Genomic DNA, 12564 nt, shown 5'->3' with positions numbered 1-12564 from the left:
TGTTCGCATGCCTCTCGCCCGCCGTTTTGCGCTCTACCTCGATCTGATCCGCTGGAACCGGCCGGCCGGCTGGCTGTTGTTGCTGTGGCCCACGCTGGGCGCGCTCTGGTTCGCGGCCGATGGCTGGCCCGGCTGGCACCTCGTCGTGGTGTTCACGCTCGGCACCTTCCTCATGCGCAGCGCGGGCTGCTGCGTCAACGACGTGGCTGACCGCGAGTTCGACCGCCATGTGAAGCGCACGGCTCAGCGGCCCGTGACGAGCGGCGCGATGTCGGTCAAGGAGGCGCTGGGGCTGGGCGCGGTGCTGGCGCTGCTGTCCTTCGGACTGGTGCTCACCACCAATCGCACGACGGTGCTGTGGTCGTTCGCGGCGCTGGCGATCACGCTGATCTATCCGTTCGCCAAGCGCTTCGTGTCGATCCCGCAGGCGGTGCTGGGCATCGCCTTCAGTTTCGGCATTCCGATGGCCTTTGCCGCGGTGCAGTCGACAGTGCCGGCCTTTGCCTGGTGGCTGCTGGCGGGCAACCTGTTCTGGGTGCTGGCCTACGACACCGAGTACGCGATGGTGGACCGCGATGACGACCTGAAGATCGGCATGAAGACCTCGGCCATCACCTTCGGCCGTTTCGACGTGGCGGCGGTGATGGCCAGCTACGCGATCTTCCTGGCGGTCTGGATCTGGGCGGGTGCCAGCCGGTCGCTGGGCGTGCTCTTCTATGTGGGCATTGCCGCGGCGGTGGCTCAGGCGCTCTGGCACTGGCGCCTGATCCATGACCGCACGCGCGACGGCTGCTTCAAGGCCTTCCGCGAAAACCACTGGCTGGGCTTCGCGGTGTTCGTCGGCGTCGTGGCCGGCTATGCCATCCGATAAAGCAAGAGGACGCACATGCTCGACCGCCTGACACAGAAGATCGGCAAGGAGGGCCTGTCCGAGTGGCATGCCATCACGCAGCAGATGGTCGACCAGTACGCGGTGCTCTCGGGCGATGGTGAAGGAGAGTGGATCCACCTCGATCCGGAGCGCGCAGCCCGCGAGGCGAACTACGGCGGAACGATCGTGCCGGGCTTTTTCCAGGTCTCGCACCTGATCCGGCTGACCGGCGAGGCGATGCGCACGCTGCTGCCCTTCGATTCGAACCACGCGCTGAACTACGGCTTCGACCGCCTGCGCTTCGTGAGGCCGATGCCGGTGGGTGCGCGCTTTCGGGCGCGGGTGCGCATTCTCAGCGCAACGCCCAAGGGAGAAGACGGTTTCCTGTTGAAGGAAGAGGTGCTGCTCGAACTCGAGGACGGCACGGTCACGCTGGCGGCCGAGTGGCTGTTCTTTCTCGGCCCGCGTGCGCTCGCTGGCTGAGCCGCTTCAACCGCGGCCGAATTCCTCGCCCAGCTCGGCGGCCCGTGTCTGCGCTGCGCGGATGGCGGTCTTGAACTGCGCCTTGACGTCCGCGCCTTCCAGCGAGGTGATCGCCGCGTAGGTGGTGCCGCCCTTGGACGTCACACGTTCGCGCAGCACCGATGGTGGCTCGGTCGCGCTGTGCGCCAGTGCCGAGGCGCCGGTGAACGTGCCGATGGCCAGCCGCTGGGCTTGGTCGGGCGTGAGGCCCATCTCGACACCGGCTTCGGTCATCGCCTCGATGAAATAGAACACGTAGGCCGGGCCGGAGCCCGACAGGGCGGTCACCGCGTCGAGCGCGGGTTCGGCATCGACCCAGATCAGCTCGCCGGTCGGTGCCAGCAACTGGCCCACGCGGGCGCGGTCGGCGCCTTCGACGCCCGGCCGCGCGAACAGGCCGGTCATGCCCTTGCCCACCAACGCGGGCGTGTTGGGCATGGCGCGCACGACGCGCTCGGTGCCGAGCCAGCGGGCGATGCTGTCGGACGGAATGCCCGCGGCCACGCTCAGGTGCAGGGCGTCGCCGGCAAAGGCGCGCACCGGGCGGGTGGCTTCTGCGAAGGTCTGGGGCTTGACCGCCCACACCACCACGTCGCAGCGCGCGAGGGCCTCGGTGGCCTCGGCCTGGGCCACGATGCCGAAGGACTGGGTCAGCTTGGTGCGGGCGTCTTCGAAGGGTTCGACCACCTCGAAGTTGTCGGCCGCAACGCCTTGCTGGATCAGGCCGCCGATGATGGCGCTGGCCATGTTGCCGCCGCCGATGAAGGCGATGGGGGGCAGGGGGCCCGGCGCGGTGCGGGGCAGGAAGGTCACGGCGATGGTCATGGTCGGTCGGTGTAGGCGAAGGCGGCGAACTGCGTCACTTGCAGCGGGTTGAAATTGTCGTCGCTCACGACCACCAGCAGGCGGCGGCCGTCGGGCAGCGGTGGGCCCCAGCACATGCCCTCGGTGTTGTCGAGGCGAGAGAGGCCGAGCGTGGCGAAGTCGGCCACGAGCGTCTTGGCGGCCGGGCGGTGGTTGCCGGGGCCGAGGGTGTCGATGGCGAGCACGTCGTCGGCGGCGCGGGTGTCGATCTCGTACAGGCGCAGCGAATTGCCGGCGCCCGTGGCGTAGGCGCGCTCCAGCACCAGCATGCGGTGGGCGTCGAGCATCAGCACTTCGCTCACGCCGTTGTCGGCATAGGTGCCCGGCACGAGCGGGCGCAGCGGAATGGCGTCGGGCACGTAGGCGATCTGGCGCACGGCGCGGCCGCTCGCCAGGTCGACCTGGGTGAAGCGGCAGGGGCCGCCGGGGGCGGCGGTGGTGGGGGTCGGGCCGTCCTGGATCAGGGCGTTTTCCATTGCGAGCCAGGCCGAGCGGTCGTCGGGCGTGAGGGCCAGGCCTTCGAACGTCAGGTTGTCGCGCGGGCCGCGGCGCTGGGCCGGGTCCGGGGCGAACATCGCCGGCAGGGCGAATTCGCGCAGAAAGCGGCCGTCGCGCGCCGATTCATACAGGGCAGGACCGAAGCCGCGGGCGATGTCGCCTTCGCTGGTCCAGAGCAGGGTGCCGGCCGAGGGGCGCAGACGCAGGGCCTCGGTGTCGGGAACGGGCAGGCCGGCGACTGCCTGGCGCCGCGCGGGCCAGGGGCCGCCACCGGGGCGTTGCAGCTGGACAACGCCGGTGGCTTCGGGGGCGACGTCGGACGGAAGGGGCCAGCGCGCGGTGTAGCAGCGCACGGGGGCCAGGTCTGACCGGTCGTCGCTGAGAAGCAGGTACTCACCTTTGGCGGGGTCATAGTCGATGCCTGACAGGCCGCCTGCTGTGGTGCTCTCTATAGAGCGTCGATGCGCCCAGCGGGCTTCTGCCAGGCGTTGCAGCCGGCCGGTGTCTGGCGCCGGCGCCGCGCTGCGGCATCCCGCGAGCCCCAGTGATCCCAGCCCCAGCAGGCCCGCCCCGCCCGCCAGCAGGCGTCGGCGCAGCACGGAAGGCGGCGGAATGAGAGGGTGGGTGGGGGCGCGCACGCCACAAAGTCTAGCGGCTGTCGAAGTTCGCGTAATGAGGCAGTTGACATCCCCTGATATGGGTGCCACAATCGCGGGCTTCGCTTTCAAAAGGCGAAGCTTTCAGCCCAAAGCGGAAGCATCTCGAGTGGTTCGAGGTGTGGACGACGGGCCCAAGACTGACCGCGGTGTCTCCCTCCTGGAGGCTCATCGGTACAAGTTGGGAATATCAAGAAATGATCCAAACTGAATCCCGGCTCGAAGTGGCCGACAACACGGGCGCGAAATCCGTCCTGTGTATCAAGGTGCTCGGTGGCTCCAAGCGGCGTTACGCCAGCGTGGGCGACGTCATCAAGGTCAGCATCAAGGAAGCCGCTCCACGTGGTCGCGTCAAGAAGGGCGAGATCTACAGTGCAGTGGTGGTCCGCACCGCCAAGGGCATCCGTCGTGCTGACGGTTCGCTCGTCAAGTTCGACGGCAATGCCGCCGTGCTGCTCAACGCCAAGCTGGAGCCTATCGGCACCCGCATCTTCGGACCGGTCACGCGCGAACTGCGCACCGAGAAGTTCATGAAGATCGTGTCGCTGGCACCTGAAGTTCTCTAAGGACGCAACGCCATGAACAAGATTCGCAAAGGCGACCAGGTCATCGTGTTGGCCGGTCGTGACAAGGGCAAGCGCGGCGTCGTGTCGCTGCGCGCAGACGATTCGCATGTGATCGTCGACGGCATCAACCTCGTCAAGAAGCACACCAAGCCGAACCCCCTCAAGGGTACGACCGGTGGCATCGTCGAGAAGACCATGCCGATTCACCAATCCAACGTGGCGATCTTCAATGCCGCGACCGGCAAGGCCGATCGCGTGGGCATCAAGGTCACCCAAGGTGCCGACGGCAAGCGCGTGGCTGTTCGCGTCTTCAAGTCGAGCGGCGACGAAATCAAGTTCGCCTAAGAGGTACTCACATGGCACGTCTCCAACAACACTATCGCGAAAAGATCGCGAAAGACCTGACGGAAAAGTTCGGCTACAAGTCGCCGATGCAAGTTCCGCGTCTCACCAAGATCACCCTGAACATGGGTGTGGGTGAAGCAGTCGCCGACAAGAAGGTCCTCGACAACGCTGTCGCCGACCTGACCAAGATCGCTGGCCAGAAGCCTGTGGTCACCAAGTCGAAGAAGGCCATTGCCGGCTTCAAGATTCGCGAAAACCAGCCGATCGGCTGCATGGTCACGCTGCGTGGCGTGCACATGTACGAGTTCCTGGACCGTTTCGTCACCGTGGCCCTGCCCCGCGTGCGTGACTTCCGCGGTATCTCGGGTCGCGCATTCGATGGCCGTGGCAACTACAACATCGGCGTCAAAGAGCAGATCATTTTCCCTGAGATCGAGTACGACAAGGTCGACGCCCTGCGCGGTCTCAATATCAGCATCACGACGACGGCCAAGACCGACGAAGAAGCCAAGGCGCTTCTCGCTGGCTTCCGTTTCCCGTTCAAGAACTGAGGCGAACCATGGCTAAACAATCTTTGATTCAGCGCGAACTCAAGCGCGACAAGCTGGTTGCCAAGTTCGCTGCGAAGCACGCAGAACTGAAGGCAATTTCCAACGACGCGAAGAAGAGCGACGAAGAGCGCGCAGTGGCCCGTCTGGCCCTGCAGAAGCTCCCGCGCAACGCGAACCCCACGCGCCAGCGCAACCGTTGTGCAATCACCGGTCGCCCCCGTGGCACCTTCCGTCAATTCGGTCTGGCTCGCGCCAAGATCCGCGAACTGGCGTTCAACGGCGACATCCCCGGTGTCACCAAGGCCAGCTGGTAAGCCAGGCAGGAGCAAACAACATGAGCATGAGTGATCCCATTGCCGACCTGCTGACGCGTATCCGTAACGCGCAGATGGTGGCGAAGCCCACTGTGTCGATCCCGTCTTCCAAGGTGAAGGCTGCGATTGCACAGGTCCTGAAGGACGAAGGCTACATCGACGGCTTCGAAGTGAAGACCGAAGCCGGCAAGTCCGAACTCGTCATCACGCTGAAGTACTACGCTGGCCGTCCGGTCATCGAACGTATCGAGCGCGTGAGCCGCCCCGGTCTGCGCGTCTACAAGGCCAGCGCAGCCATCCCGCAAGTCCAGAACGGCCTCGGCGTTGCGATCGTCACGACCCCCCAAGGCGTGATGACCGACCGCAAGGCTCGCGCTACCGGTGTCGGTGGCGAAGTTCTGTGCTACGTCGCCTAACCGAGACATCGAGGAGTTACTGAAATGTCCCGAGTAGGAAAAATGCCGGTCGCCATCCCCGCAGGTGTGGATGTGTCGATCAAGGAAGACCAGATCAGCGTCAAGGGCACGGGCGGCACGCTCAACCTGGCTCGCAATGCGCTGGTGAATGTCGTCAGCAATGACGGCAAGCTGAGCTTTGAGCCCGCCAACGAATCGCGTGAAGCGAATGCGATGAGCGGCACGATCCGTCAGCTGGTGAACAACATGGTGGTTGGCGTGACCAAGGGCTTCGAGAAGAAGCTCAACCTGGTCGGCGTCGGCTACAAGGCTGCAGCGTCCAACAACAAGTTGAACCTGCAAGTCGGTTACTCGCACCCGGTCAACATCGACATGCCGCAAGGCATCACGGTGACCACCGCGACCCCGACCGAAATCGTGATCAAGGGTGCTGACCGTCAGCGCGTTGGTCAAATCGCCGCTGAGATCCGCGCTGTTCGTCCGCCTGAGCCTTACAAGGGCAAGGGCATCCGTTATTCGGACGAGAAGATCGTGATCAAAGAGACCAAGAAGAAGTAAGGGGCAGCAAAATGATGTTGACCAAAAAAGCACAGCGTCTTCGCCGCTCGCGCCAGACCCGCATCCGCATCGCGACGCAGGGCGTGGCCCGCCTCACGGTGAACCGCACCAACCTGCACATCTATGCCACCGTCATCTCCGACGACGGCACCAAGGTGATCGCAACCGCATCGACCGCCGAAGCCGAAGTGCGCGCAGCACTGGGCGCCTCGGGCAAGGGTGGCAATGCCGCCGCTGCCACCGCCATCGGCAAGCGCATCGCTGAAAAGGCGAAGGCTGCCGGCGTCGAGAAGGTCGCTTTCGATCGCGCAGGTTTCGCCTACCACGGCCGCGTCAAGGCGCTGGCCGAGGCAGCCCGCGAAGCCGGTCTGCAGTTCTAAACGGACACGAGATTCAAAATGGCAAAGATTCAAGCAAGAACGCAGAACGAAGGTCCTGAAGACGGTTTGCGCGAGAAGATGATCGCGATCAACCGCGTCACCAAGGTGGTGAAGGGTGGTCGTATCCTCGGTTTCGCAGCACTGACCGTGGTCGGTGACGGTGAAGGCCGCGTCGGCATGGGCAAGGGCAAGTCGAAGGAAGTGCCTGCTGCCGTGCAGAAGGCAATGGAAGAAGCCCGTCGCAACCTGTTCAAGGCTGCGATCAAGAACGGCACGCTGCACCACCAGGTGCAAGGCCATCATGGTGCCGCCAGGGTCGTGATGTATCCGGCTCCCAAGGGTACCGGCATCATCGCCGGCGGCCCGATGCGCGCCGTGTTCGAAGTCATGGGCATCACCGACATCGTGGCCAAGAGCCATGGTTCGTCGAACCCCTACAACATGGTTCGCGCCACGCTCGACGGGTTGAAGAACTCGACGACGGCCGGCAATGTGGCTGCCAAGCGCGGCCTCACCGTCGAAGAAATCTTCGCCTGAGCGCAAGCTCTCGCAAGGCTGAAGGAAGCATTCAAATGACGCAACAACAAACCCTCAAGGTGCAGCTGGTGAAGAGCCCGATCGGCACCAAGGAATCGCATCGCGCGACCGTGCGTGGCCTCGGCCTGCGCAAGCTCAATAGCGTGAGCGAGCTGCAAGACACGCCCGCAGTGCGCGGCATGATCAACAAGATCAGTTATCTGGTCAAAGTTCTGTAAGAGAGACTGATATGGAACTCAATGGCATCAAGCCGGCAGCTGGCGCCAAGCACGCCAAGCGTCGCGTCGGCCGCGGTATCGGCTCTGGCATCGGCAAGACCGCAGGTCGCGGTCACAAGGGTCAGAAGTCGCGTGCGGGCGGTTTCCACAAGGTTGGTTTCGAAGGCGGCCAAATGCCGCTGCAACGTCGCCTGCCCAAGCGTGGTTTCAAGTCGCACCTGCTGAAGTTCAACGCCGAAGTCACGCTGACTGCTCTCGAGCAGCTCGGCCTGGCCGAAGTCGATGTCCTGGCACTGAAGCAAGCCGGCCTCGTGGGCCAGCTCGCCAAGGTCGTCAAGATCATCAAGACCGGTGAACTCACCAAGGCCGTCAAGCTGACGGGCGTGGGTGCGACCGCTGGTGCCAAGGCTGCGATCGAAGCAGCCGGCGGCAGCTTCGCCTGATCACCTTCGGACTGAAAGAAGTTCTTCGTGGCAACTAACGCGGCAACGATCGCAAAAACAGGCAAGTTCGGCGACCTCCGTCGTCGGCTCGTCTTTTTGCTGCTCGCGCTCGTGGTCTATCGGATTGGCGCGCACATTCCTGTGCCGGGTATCAACCCGGACCAGCTGGCAGCGCTCTTCCAGGGCCAGCAGGGCGGCATTCTGAGCCTGTTCAACATGTTCTCGGGCGGGGCGCTCTCGCGCTTCACCGTGTTCGCGTTGGGGATCATGCCGTACATCTCGGCGTCGATCATCATGCAGCTAATGACCTACGTGCTTCCGACCTTCGAGCAATTGAAGAAGGAAGGCGAGGCCGGTCGCCGCAAGATCACGCAGTACACGCGCTATGGCGCGCTCGGCCTGGCTCTGTTCCAGTCGTTCAGCATCGCAGTGGCCCTCGAATCGTCGGCCGGTCTGGTGATCGCCCCCGGTTTCGGCTTCCGCCTGACCGCCATGGTGAGCCTGACCGCTGGTTCGATGTTCCTGATGTGGCTCGGCGAGCAGATCACCGAACGCGGCCTGGGCAACGGCATCTCGATCCTGATCTTTGCAGGTATCGCGGCCGGTCTGCCGGGCGCTATCGGCGGCTTGGCTTCGCTGGTGACGACCGGTGCGATGAATCCCATCGTTGCGCTCTTCATCATTGCTGTCGTGGTGCTGGTCACCTACTTCGTGGTGTTCGTGGAACGCGGTCAGCGCAAGATCCTCGTGAACTATGCGCGGCGCCAGGTTGGCAACAAGGTCTACGGCGGTCAATCGTCGCACCTGCCCCTGAAGCTGAACATGGCCGGTGTGATTCCTCCGATCTTCGCGTCGTCGATCATTCTGCTGCCGGCAACGGTGGTGGGCTGGTTCAGCACCGGTGAAGGTGGCTTCCGCTGGATCAAGGACATCGCAAGCGCACTGCGCCCGGGTGAGCCGATCTATGTGCTGCTGTATGCCGCTGCGATCGTTTTCTTCTGCTTCTTCTACACGGCACTCGTGTTCAACAGCAAGGAAACGGCCGACAACCTGAAGAAGAGTGGTGCATTCATTCCTGGCATTCGCCCGGGTGACCAGACCGCTCGCTATATCGACAAGATTCTGGTTCGCCTGACGTTGGCCGGCGCGGTGTACATCACCTTCGTCTGCCTGCTGCCCGAGTTCCTGATCCTGAAGTACAACGTGCCGTTCTACTTCGGTGGTACCTCCCTGCTGATCATCGTGGTTGTCACGATGGACTTCATGGCCCAGGTGCAAAACTACATGATGTCCCAGCAGTACGAATCGCTGCTGAAGAAGGCGAACTTCAAGACATCGTAGGGCTGTGTTTCAGTTTTGAGTCCGGGCGGTAGACCGCCACGTTAAACAGTTTTAGGAGAATGAAATGAGAGTTTCGGCTTCGGTCAAAACCATCTGCCGTAATTGCAAGGTCATCCGCCGTAAAGGTGTGGTGCGTGTGATTTGCACCGACCCGCGCCACAAGCAGCGCCAGGGTTGATTGAAGAGTATTAGAGGACGCACATGGCACGTATTGCTGGCATCAACATCCCGCCGCACAAGCACACTGAAATCGGCCTGACCGCCATTTTCGGAATCGGTCGCACCCGCGCCCGTCAAATCTGCGAAGCGAGCGGCATCGAATATTCGAAGAAGATCAAAGATCTGACCGACGGCGATCTCGAGAAGATCCGTGACCAGATCGCTCTGTTCACGATCGAAGGCGATCTGCGTCGCGAGACGACGATGAACATCAAGCGTTTGATGGACATCGGCTGCTATCGCGGCTTCCGTCACCGTCGCGGCCTGCCGATGCGCGGCCAGCGCACGCGCACCAATGCCCGCACCCGCAAGGGTCCGCGCAAGGCTGCGCAGTCCCTGAAGAAATAAGGATAGACAAGCATGGCTAAAGCACCTGCAAACAACGCCGCACAGCGCGTTCGCAAGAAGGTTCGCAAGAACGTTGCGGACGGTATCGCCCACGTGCATGCCTCGTTCAACAACACCATCATCACGATCACCGATCGCCAGGGCAACGCCCTGTCGTGGGCTTCGTCGGGTGGCCAGGGCTTCAAGGGCTCGCGCAAGTCGACCCCGTTCGCTGCGCAGGTCGCTTCCGAAGTGGCCGGCCGTGCTGCTGTCGAACAAGGTATCAAGAACCTCGACGTCGAGATCAAGGGCCCCGGTCCTGGTCGCGAGTCGTCGGTGCGCGCCCTGGCTGCGCTCGGCATCCGGATCAATTCCATTGCCGACGTGACGCCCGTTCCGCACAACGGCTGCCGTCCCCAGAAGCGTCGCCGCATCTGATCGTCAGTCCGCAAGGCGCAGCCAGCTTTCGAGCGGCTGCGCATTTGTTTTTTCACTAAGCCCACCGCCATCGGCACATCCGCCGACGGCTCCCGCAGGCAACTGCGGCAGATGACACCAAGGAAATACCGTGGCACGTTACCTCGGCCCCAAGGCCAAACTTTCCCGCCGTGAAGGCACCGACCTGTTCCTGAAGAGCGCCCGCCGTTCGATCCAGGACAAGGCCAAGTTCGACTCCAAGCCCGGCCAGCATGGTCGCACCTCGGGTCAGCGCACCTCCGACTACGGTCTGCAGCTGCGTGAGAAGCAGAAGGTCAAGCGCATGTACGGCGTGCTCGAAAAGCAGTTCCGCCGCTACTTCGAAGAAGCCGATCGCCGCCGTGGCAACACCGGCGCCAACCTGCTGTTCATCCTTGAGTCGCGCCTGGACAACGTGGTCTACCGCATGGGCTTCGGCTCGACGCGCGCCGAAGCACGCCAGCTCGTGTCGCACAAGGCGATCACCGTGAACGGCCAGTCGGTCAACATCCCGTCGTACCTGGTCAAGACCGGCGACGTGATCGCAGTGCGCGAAAAGTCGAAGAAGCAGAACCGCATTGTCGAAGCGCTGCAACTCGCCCAACAAGTCGGCATGCCGGCCTGGGTCGATGTGAACGCCGACAAGGCCGAAGGCACCTTCAAGAAGGTCCCGGATCGCGACGAATTCGCAGCCGACATCAACGAATCGCTGATCGTCGAACTGTATTCGCGTTGATTTTCTCTACCCGCCTGCGCGTCTGTGCGTCGACGGGAGATTGATATTGTTGTTCACGTTCCTGCTCCGCACTCTGTTGCGGATCAGGCGCTTCACCAGCCTTACCGGTGTAACGAGCCGGGGGTATTGAGAGGAAGTCTGCATGCAAACCACCCTGCTGAAACCCAAGACCATCCAGGTCGAGCAACTTGCCCCCAACAAGGCCAAGGTCACGCTCGAACCTTTCGAGCGCGGCTACGGCCACACGCTCGGCAACGCGCTGCGTCGCGTTCTGCTGTCGTCCATGGTCGGCTACTCGGCCACCGAAGTCACGATCGCTGGCGTTCTGCATGAGTACTCGTCGATCGACGGCGTGCAGGAAGATGTCGTCAACATCCTGCTGAATCTCAAGGGCGTGGTGTTCAAGCTCCACAACCGCGACGAAGTCACGCTGAGCCTGCGCAAGGACGGCGAAGGCCCGGTCCTCGCATCGGACATCCAGACCCCGCACGACGTCGAGATCATCAACCCTGACCACGTGATCGCGCACCTCTCGCAAGGCGGCAAGCTCGACATGCAGATCAAGGTCGAAAAGGGTCGCGGCTACGTGCCCGGCACGATGCGCCGCTATGCGGACGAGCCGACTAAGTCGATCGGCCGTATCGTTCTGGACGCGTCGTTCTCGCCCGTCAAGCGCGTGAGCTACACCGTCGAAAGCGCCCGTGTCGAACAGCGTACCGACCTGGACAAGCTGCTGGTCGAGATCGAAACCAACGGTGCGATCAGCGCCGAAGATGCGGTTCGCGCATCGGCTAAAATTCTGGTTGAACAGCTCGCCGTGTTTGCGCAGCTCGAAGGCGGCGAACTCGCTGCATTCGATGCACCCGCACCGCGCAGCGCCCAGCAATTCGATCCGATCCTGCTGCGCCCTGTCGACGAACTCGAACTGACGGTGCGTTCGGCCAACTGCCTGAAGGCCGAAAACATCTACTACATCGGTGACCTGATTCAGCGCACCGAGAACGAGCTGCTCAAGACCCCGAACCTGGGTCGCAAGTCGCTCAACGAAATCAAGGAAGTCCTCGCTTCGCGCGGCCTGACCTTGGGTATGAAGCTTGAAAGCTGGCCGCCGGCCGGTCTCGACAAGCGTTGATTTTTGTTTGAATTGAGCCCCTGAGGGCTCGTGCCCGGGCAGTACCTGATACGGCTGCCTGTTTAATAAAGTAAAGGAAAAGCACCATGCGTCACGGACACGGACTTCGCAAACTCAACCGCACCAGCTCGCACCGCCTTGCGATGCTGCAGAACATGATGAATTCGCTCATCGAGCACGAAGTCATCAAGACCACGGTCCCCAAGGCCAAGGAGCTGCGCCGCGTCATCGAACCGATGATCACGCTCGCCAAGAAGCCCACGCTCGCCAACAAGCGTCTGGCCTTCGACCGCCTGCGCAGCCGCGACAGCGTCGTCAAGCTCTTCGGCGAACTCGGCCCGCGTTTCGCGGCGCGTCCGGGCGGCTACACCCGCATCCTGAAGATGGGTTTCCGCGTGGGCGACAACGCCCCGATGGCGCTCGTCGAACTGGTCGACCGTGCTGAAATTAAAGATGCTGGCGCTGAGCAAAACGCCGCTGAATAAGCTATAATTTATACTTGCCGCGCGATGGAGCAGCCTGGTAGCTCGTTGGGCTCATAACCCAAAGGTCGCAAGTTCAAATCTTGCTCGCGCAACCAATTTAAAAGGCCCTTTGAGAAATCAAAGGGCCTT

21 protein-coding genes and 1 tRNA gene are annotated in these 12564 nt (G+C 62.8%); 20 read left to right on the top strand and 2 right to left on the bottom strand.

Annotated features, from left to right (window positions below; all coding sequences use genetic code 11):
- The first annotated feature begins 7 nt into the window (after window positions 1–7).
- Both ubiA and IG196_RS29195 read left to right on the top strand, forming a co-directional pair.
- Window positions 8–871 carry a 4-hydroxybenzoate octaprenyltransferase gene (gene ubiA / locus IG196_RS29200; protein WP_192194040.1) on the top strand — a complete coding sequence of 288 codons (864 nt, stop codon included), beginning with the start codon at window positions 8–10 and terminating at the stop codon, window positions 869–871.
- A gap of 15 nt (window positions 872–886) precedes the next feature.
- On the top strand, window positions 887–1354 hold the full coding sequence (locus IG196_RS29195; RefSeq protein ID WP_192194039.1) for a MaoC/PaaZ C-terminal domain-containing protein: 468 nt from the start codon (window positions 887–889) through the stop codon (window positions 1352–1354).
- A gap of 6 nt (window positions 1355–1360) precedes the next feature.
- On the opposite strand, the gene proC is transcribed toward IG196_RS29195, so the two are convergent.
- Together proC and IG196_RS29185 are read right to left on the bottom strand one after the other, a co-directional pair.
- Complete coding sequence (gene proC / locus IG196_RS29190; protein ID WP_101491468.1) at window positions 1361–2218, bottom strand: pyrroline-5-carboxylate reductase; 858 nt, start codon at window positions 2216–2218, stop codon at window positions 1361–1363.
- Window positions 2215–3351: an esterase-like activity of phytase family protein gene (locus IG196_RS29185; protein WP_192197184.1), complete on the bottom strand. Its 1137-nt coding sequence runs from the start codon at window positions 3349–3351 to the stop codon at window positions 2215–2217. The genes proC and IG196_RS29185 overlap by 4 nt, the downstream gene beginning before the upstream one ends.
- Window positions 3352–3608: 257 nt before the next feature.
- On the opposite strand from IG196_RS29185, the gene rplN reads away from it, so the two are divergent.
- The 18 genes from rplN (at window position 3609) to IG196_RS29095 (ending at window position 12530) form a co-directional block, all read left to right on the top strand.
- Window positions 3609–3977: a 50S ribosomal protein L14 gene (gene rplN / locus IG196_RS29180; protein WP_009124801.1), complete on the top strand. Its 369-nt coding sequence runs from the start codon at window positions 3609–3611 to the stop codon at window positions 3975–3977.
- A 12-nt stretch (window positions 3978–3989) separates the two neighbouring features.
- The gene (rplX, locus tag IG196_RS29175) at window positions 3990–4322 is read left to right on the top strand and encodes a 50S ribosomal protein L24 (RefSeq protein ID WP_062474813.1); all 333 of its coding nucleotides are present in this window, start codon (window positions 3990–3992) and stop codon (window positions 4320–4322) included.
- A gap of 11 nt (window positions 4323–4333) precedes the next feature.
- Window positions 4334–4873, top strand: coding sequence for a 50S ribosomal protein L5 (gene rplE, locus IG196_RS29170; RefSeq protein WP_056576993.1), 540 nt, complete (start codon window positions 4334–4336; stop codon window positions 4871–4873).
- A gap of 8 nt (window positions 4874–4881) precedes the next feature.
- Window positions 4882–5187: a 30S ribosomal protein S14 gene (gene rpsN, locus IG196_RS29165; RefSeq protein WP_192194038.1), complete on the top strand. Its 306-nt coding sequence runs from the start codon at window positions 4882–4884 to the stop codon at window positions 5185–5187.
- Between the two features lie 20 nt (window positions 5188–5207).
- Entirely contained in the window at window positions 5208–5603 is a 396-nt protein-coding gene (gene rpsH / locus IG196_RS29160; RefSeq protein WP_192194037.1) for a 30S ribosomal protein S8, read from the top strand.
- 24 nt (window positions 5604–5627) lie between these two features.
- The gene (rplF, locus tag IG196_RS29155) at window positions 5628–6161 is read left to right on the top strand and encodes a 50S ribosomal protein L6 (RefSeq protein WP_099793808.1); all 534 of its coding nucleotides are present in this window, start codon (window positions 5628–5630) and stop codon (window positions 6159–6161) included.
- Window positions 6162–6175: 14 nt separating this feature from the next.
- Window positions 6176–6541, top strand: a complete 366-nt coding sequence (gene rplR / locus IG196_RS29150; RefSeq protein WP_056577252.1) for a 50S ribosomal protein L18 — start codon at window positions 6176–6178, stop codon at window positions 6539–6541.
- Between the two features lie 18 nt (window positions 6542–6559).
- Window positions 6560–7078, top strand: coding sequence for a 30S ribosomal protein S5 (gene rpsE / locus IG196_RS29145; RefSeq protein ID WP_099793806.1), 519 nt, complete (start codon window positions 6560–6562; stop codon window positions 7076–7078).
- A 35-nt stretch (window positions 7079–7113) separates the two neighbouring features.
- Window positions 7114–7296, top strand: coding sequence for a 50S ribosomal protein L30 (gene rpmD, locus IG196_RS29140; protein ID WP_019653974.1), 183 nt, complete (start codon window positions 7114–7116; stop codon window positions 7294–7296).
- A gap of 11 nt (window positions 7297–7307) precedes the next feature.
- Complete coding sequence (gene rplO, locus IG196_RS29135; RefSeq protein ID WP_101491466.1) at window positions 7308–7739, top strand: 50S ribosomal protein L15; 432 nt, start codon at window positions 7308–7310, stop codon at window positions 7737–7739.
- Window positions 7740–7766: 27 nt separating this feature from the next.
- The gene (gene secY / locus IG196_RS29130; protein WP_101491465.1) at window positions 7767–9080 is read left to right on the top strand and encodes a preprotein translocase subunit SecY; all 1314 of its coding nucleotides are present in this window, start codon (window positions 7767–7769) and stop codon (window positions 9078–9080) included.
- Between the two features lie 64 nt (window positions 9081–9144).
- The gene (gene rpmJ, locus IG196_RS29125; RefSeq protein ID WP_013544106.1) at window positions 9145–9258 is read left to right on the top strand and encodes a 50S ribosomal protein L36; all 114 of its coding nucleotides are present in this window, start codon (window positions 9145–9147) and stop codon (window positions 9256–9258) included.
- 23 nt (window positions 9259–9281) lie between these two features.
- Window positions 9282–9647 carry a 30S ribosomal protein S13 gene (rpsM, locus tag IG196_RS29120; protein ID WP_101491464.1) on the top strand — a complete coding sequence of 122 codons (366 nt, stop codon included), beginning with the start codon at window positions 9282–9284 and terminating at the stop codon, window positions 9645–9647.
- Between the two features lie 12 nt (window positions 9648–9659).
- Window positions 9660–10064, top strand: coding sequence for a 30S ribosomal protein S11 (rpsK, locus tag IG196_RS29115; RefSeq protein WP_009124825.1), 405 nt, complete (start codon window positions 9660–9662; stop codon window positions 10062–10064).
- A 130-nt stretch (window positions 10065–10194) separates the two neighbouring features.
- Window positions 10195–10818 carry a 30S ribosomal protein S4 gene (gene rpsD, locus IG196_RS29110; protein ID WP_056576976.1) on the top strand — a complete coding sequence of 208 codons (624 nt, stop codon included), beginning with the start codon at window positions 10195–10197 and terminating at the stop codon, window positions 10816–10818.
- 142 nt (window positions 10819–10960) lie between these two features.
- Complete coding sequence (locus IG196_RS29105; protein WP_101491463.1) at window positions 10961–11950, top strand: DNA-directed RNA polymerase subunit alpha; 990 nt, start codon at window positions 10961–10963, stop codon at window positions 11948–11950.
- Between the two features lie 86 nt (window positions 11951–12036).
- A complete protein-coding gene (rplQ, locus tag IG196_RS29100) occupies window positions 12037–12435 on the top strand; it encodes a 50S ribosomal protein L17 (RefSeq protein ID WP_056576970.1) in 399 nt (132 codons plus the stop codon).
- Window positions 12436–12453: 18 nt separating this feature from the next.
- Window positions 12454–12530 (top strand) — tRNA-Met (locus IG196_RS29095).
- Window positions 12531–12564: the final 34 nt, after the last annotated feature.

This window comes from Variovorax sp. 38R, assembly GCF_014843395.1.
Taxonomy (GTDB): Bacteria; Pseudomonadota; Gammaproteobacteria; order Burkholderiales; family Burkholderiaceae_C; genus Variovorax; species Variovorax paradoxus_H.
The sequence above is the reverse complement of the archived record's forward strand: the minus strand, read 5'-3'. Positions and strand labels throughout refer to the sequence as shown.

Bases quoted from the DNA above. Each gene is read 5' to 3' on its own strand.
- ubiA (WP_192194040.1), top strand. From the start codon at position 8: ATGCCTCTCGCCCGCCGTTTTGCGCTCTACCTCGATCTGATCCGCTGG.
- IG196_RS29195 (WP_192194039.1), top strand. From the start codon at position 887: ATGCTCGACCGCCTGACACAGAAGATCGGCAAGGAGGGCCTGTCCGAG.
- proC (WP_101491468.1), bottom strand. From the start codon at position 2,218: ATGACCATCGCCGTGACCTTCCTGCCCCGCACCGCGCCGGGCCCCCTG.
- rplN (WP_009124801.1), top strand. From the start codon at position 3,609: ATGATCCAAACTGAATCCCGGCTCGAAGTGGCCGACAACACGGGCGCG.
- rplX (WP_062474813.1), top strand. From the start codon at position 3,990: ATGAACAAGATTCGCAAAGGCGACCAGGTCATCGTGTTGGCCGGTCGT.
- rplE (WP_056576993.1), top strand. From the start codon at position 4,334: ATGGCACGTCTCCAACAACACTATCGCGAAAAGATCGCGAAAGACCTG.
- rpsN (WP_192194038.1), top strand. From the start codon at position 4,882: ATGGCTAAACAATCTTTGATTCAGCGCGAACTCAAGCGCGACAAGCTG.
- rpsH (WP_192194037.1), top strand. From the start codon at position 5,208: ATGAGCATGAGTGATCCCATTGCCGACCTGCTGACGCGTATCCGTAAC.
- rplF (WP_099793808.1), top strand. From the start codon at position 5,628: ATGTCCCGAGTAGGAAAAATGCCGGTCGCCATCCCCGCAGGTGTGGAT.
- rplR (WP_056577252.1), top strand. From the start codon at position 6,176: ATGTTGACCAAAAAAGCACAGCGTCTTCGCCGCTCGCGCCAGACCCGC.
- rpsE (WP_099793806.1), top strand. From the start codon at position 6,560: ATGGCAAAGATTCAAGCAAGAACGCAGAACGAAGGTCCTGAAGACGGT.
- rpmD (WP_019653974.1), top strand. From the start codon at position 7,114: ATGACGCAACAACAAACCCTCAAGGTGCAGCTGGTGAAGAGCCCGATC.
- rplO (WP_101491466.1), top strand. From the start codon at position 7,308: ATGGAACTCAATGGCATCAAGCCGGCAGCTGGCGCCAAGCACGCCAAG.
- rpmJ (WP_013544106.1), top strand. From the start codon at position 9,145: ATGAGAGTTTCGGCTTCGGTCAAAACCATCTGCCGTAATTGCAAGGTC.
- rpsM (WP_101491464.1), top strand. From the start codon at position 9,282: ATGGCACGTATTGCTGGCATCAACATCCCGCCGCACAAGCACACTGAA.
- rpsK (WP_009124825.1), top strand. From the start codon at position 9,660: ATGGCTAAAGCACCTGCAAACAACGCCGCACAGCGCGTTCGCAAGAAG.
- IG196_RS29105 (WP_101491463.1), top strand. From the start codon at position 10,961: ATGCAAACCACCCTGCTGAAACCCAAGACCATCCAGGTCGAGCAACTT.
- rplQ (WP_056576970.1), top strand. From the start codon at position 12,037: ATGCGTCACGGACACGGACTTCGCAAACTCAACCGCACCAGCTCGCAC.